Genomic DNA, 879 nt, shown 5'->3' with positions numbered 1-879 from the left:
ACCTCACCGCGGCCTACGCCGCCCGCCTGGACCCGGCCGAGGCGGGCGCCGTACGGGCCATGGTCGAGCGGGACGTCAACTGCCCGCGCGCCTCCAGCGCCGGACGCCTCTTCGACGCCGCCGCGAGCCTGCTCGGCCTCGCCGACCGGATCACCTACGAGGGCGAGGCCGCCGCCCTCCTGGAGACGGCCGCGGGCGACGAGCACGCCGCGCCGCTCGACCACCGCCTCGTGCGCGCGGGCGGACTGTGGGTGTACGACTCCACCGCCACCCTCACCGACCTGCTGCGCCGCCGCCTGGACGGCGAGCCGGTGCCCCGGCTGGCCGCCGCCTTCCACCTGACGCTCGCCGCCGTCACCGCCGACCTCGTCGCACGCGCCGTCGCCGACGGGGCGCCGCGCACGGTGTGCCTGGGCGGCGGCTGCTTCGCCAACCGCCTCCTGCTGACCGGGGTACGGCGCCGGCTGCACGCCCAGGGACTGCGGGTCCTGGTCGGCTCCGAGGTCCCGGCCGGGGACGGCGGCATCAGCTACGGCCAGGCCGCGGTCGCCGCCGCCCGGCTCGCCCGCCACGAGAAGAGGTGAGACCCCGTGTGCCTCGGCATCCCGGGACGCGTCCTGGAGATCCATGACGACGCCGGACTGCGCATGGCCACCGTCGACTTCGGCGGGGTGCGCCGCGAGGCGTGCCTGACCTGCGTCCCCGACGCGGACGTCGGCTCCTACGTCGTCGTCCACGTCGGCTTCGCGATCACCCTGGTCGACGAGGCCGAGGCCGAGCGCACCCTCGACGTGCTGCGCGCGATGGCCGGCGCCGTCGAGGGCGAACTCGGCGAACCACTGCCGCCACGGCCCGGCGCCCCCCTGCCCCCGCGGGCCG

General features: G+C 77.5%; 2 protein-coding genes. Both read left to right on the top strand.

Annotated features, from left to right (window positions below):
- On the top strand, window positions 1-584 hold a 584-nt coding region (locus tag ACVNF4_RS36530; RefSeq protein WP_461807108.1), incomplete at its 5' end, for a Kae1-like domain-containing protein.
- Between the two features lie 6 nt (window positions 585-590).
- Window positions 591-879, top strand: a 289-nt coding sequence (locus tag ACVNF4_RS36525; RefSeq protein WP_461807107.1) for a HypC/HybG/HupF family hydrogenase formation chaperone, incomplete at its 3' end; no start/stop codon positions are given.

The sequence above is a fragment of the Streptomyces sp. S6 genome, from assembly GCF_054880855.1.
The sequence above is the reverse complement of the archived record's forward strand: the minus strand, read 5'-3'. Positions and strand labels throughout refer to the sequence as shown.